The organism is Microcystis sp. M53603_WE2 (assembly GCF_030065435.1).
Map to the genome: position 1 here is coordinate 1 of NZ_JASJFF010000020.1, position 2,445 is coordinate 2,445.

3 protein-coding genes and 1 pseudogene are annotated in these 2,445 nt (G+C 47.9%); 1 reads left to right on the plus strand and 3 read right to left on the minus strand.

All coding sequences use genetic code 11. From position 1 onward, the window contains the following. Nucleotides 1–289: 289 nt before the first annotated feature. The 3 genes from PX481_RS00515 to PX481_RS00525 form a co-directional block, all read right to left on the minus strand. On the minus strand, nucleotides 290–826 hold the full coding sequence (locus PX481_RS00515; protein WP_288027686.1) for a hypothetical protein: 537 nt from the start codon (nucleotides 824–826) through the stop codon (nucleotides 290–292). Between the two features lie 100 nt (nucleotides 827–926). Next, entirely contained in the window at nucleotides 927–1,415 is a 489-nt protein-coding gene (locus PX481_RS00520) for an MgtC/SapB family protein (RefSeq protein WP_004159254.1), read from the minus strand. Between the two features lie 78 nt (nucleotides 1,416–1,493). Then, nucleotides 1,494–1,664, minus strand: coding sequence for a hypothetical protein (locus PX481_RS00525; RefSeq protein ID WP_155120367.1), 171 nt, complete (start codon nucleotides 1,662–1,664; stop codon nucleotides 1,494–1,496). A 172-nt stretch (nucleotides 1,665–1,836) separates the two neighbouring features. Here PX481_RS00525 and PX481_RS00530 point away from each other — a divergent pair. Further along, nucleotides 1,837–2,212: pseudogene (locus tag PX481_RS00530) on the plus strand (NF041680 family putative transposase); the annotation flags it as partial. Nucleotides 2,213–2,445 lie beyond the last annotated feature (233 nt).

Here is a 2,445-nt window from a genome sequence, read left to right on the forward strand (position 1 = left end):
GCTGAATAATGGTAAAACCCTTTTAAAATAAGGCTTTTGACCTGTTAAAATCCGATGTTCATGCTGCGAAAATAGGATTGGGACATTCAAAAACCTTGCATTATCCTTCTTGTAGTACATAAACCGGTACAAAAAAAAAGAGGGCAACAAAGCCTGAAACGACCGGCTACTGACGACCGACGACCGACTCCTAACCCCACCAACAAACTTTTTCAGCAAACCCTAAATAAGCAATTCGACTCACCACTACTTCCAGATCGCTACCCCATAGTCTATCCCTTTCCTGGCGTTACTGGGTTTTCTGCGTTTGCTCCAGATACTTCTGCACACTCTGTCCCATCTGCACCAGATTCGGTTCAATCTTTTTGGCCAGAAGCTCTTCGACTAGGTGAACTAAGCGACTGAGCAAGAAGGGGGGCACACTGTGAACTGCGCTGAGGTCAATCCTCACTTCGACTCGGCTTTCCACCAATGTGCAATTGCCTCGATCCAGAAAGCGGTTCTTGCCAGCGCAAAACACCGCCTCTCGGTAGGCATGGGTTTCAATTTGCCAGTCTACAGTAAACTCATTGTTGTCCCAGATATCGTATTCCGTCCAAGTGAACAGTTCTTCACTCAAAAGTGCCCGAGCAGCGGCTGGGATGTCCCCACCCCCATGCCACTCCAGCACTAGTCGCACCTGTCGCTCCGCTTCCTGGCGAGACTTGAGTTGCAGCGATCGCACATTGGGCAGATACGGCCCCAACTCCATCAGCTTGTCCCGATAGGTGACATAAACCAAGGGTCGAGAAAACGACACCTGTGAATCAACGGAAATTTTGATCATCTTTGGGCTCCAACGGCATGGGGCAAGATATGCAGTTTAACGCGGGTATGAACTACTTGTACATCTTCAACCCCTATCCGCCCGAATACTCCGACCCCGTTTAACTCCTCCTTCCACGGCGTTCAAACAACCGTTCGACCTTGGGAATTAAGGATAAGATTCCCAAGGCTAAGAGAGTGCTGAGAATGGCCGTCGCTTCTCGCCCCATCCCTGCCGCTACGCCGATGGCCGCCGTTAGCCATATGCCCGCCGCCGTGGTCATCCCCTTAGCCTCCTCTTGGTGCCTTCCTATAATGATCGATCCGGCCCCAAGGAATCCCACCCCAGCGATCAAGCCCTGCAACACACGAGTTAAATCTGCGATCGATGCCCCAGATTGTTGAGGAATGAGGACGAAGAGTGCTGCCCCGAAAGAAACCAGCATATGCGTTCGCAACCCTGCCGCCTTGCCCTTGATCTCCCGATCGTACCCCAGTAGACCACCAAGGATCGCCGCAAGCAAGAAACGTAAAATGATGCGGATAATTTGAGCCACATCGGTGATCTCGGAGAATTCCGATAGCACAGTATTCCATATCACTTGCCACACACCCGTAGTCCCTCCTTACTTTGGCTGTACTTCATTCTACAAAGTTGGCTGTAATTTCTTTATTGATGTCCGATCGTTCTACCGATAGATTGCATCATCAATCGTGACTCGGAAAAACTCACCCTCTGACTCAAACCGCTCAGTGCCAAAGTACCATCCAATCCGCAGACGGGTCGGAATGGTATAGCCACAGAATGTGCCTTCTTCCTCTATAATTCCACCGAAGTCCACATAATGGGACTTAGACAAAAAACAAATCGATAAAAGCCTCAACTCCAATCCCCGCTTGGGATTTACTTCGAGAAGCCCAAAATCGCTGAAACCCAGATATATCAAGGAAAATCATAAATCGAGGTTAACCCTTTGTCCCGTAATGGTTTGAGCCTTTTTTGCTGACCGAAAACGCCTAAGTCCCATTAACATCGATCACTCGAATCGCTTCGCACTCGCAAAGATTACACTGGACTTTACCCAAACTTTCAAATCCCGAACAAGGGCAATCTGGTCGCGATTTGATGCCTCTACTGACTTGGTAGTTATGGCTGGCTCGTGAGATAGTACAAGATAATCCTTTACCTTGGCAGAAGCCTCTTCCACAAAACTCTCTAACTCCTGGAAGGGTCGCTCAGGGTTTTGGGGCAATTTTAGCGGTGATTGGTACACCCGCCTGTTTCCCCAAAACCCGAGGAAAATCCCAGGGCTGGCCTAAAGGCAAAAAACGGACTCCAAAAATCCCTTATCCTACGGTCAAAAAACGCTATTCTGCCCCGCCTAAATCGAAAAAGACCGCATCTTAATCCTTCATCCTGCTTTTTATCTCTTTCTCAGTCTTTTATCCCTAGCTGTGCCAATTTGGGCTGCAAATTAGTCTAAACAGAAGTTATGATTCTTATTTAGGGCTTGCTGAATAATGGTAAAACCCTTTTAAAATAAGGCTTTTGACCTGTTAAAGTCCGATGTTAGTGCAAGAAAATAGGATTGGGACTTTCAAAAACCTTGCATTATCCTTCTTGTGGTACATCGCTTGGTA

Excerpts from the sequence above, each read along its gene's own strand:
- PX481_RS00515 (WP_288027686.1), bottom strand. The coding sequence starts at position 826 with ATGATCAAAATTTCCGTTGATTCACAGGTGTCGTTTTCTCGACCCTTG.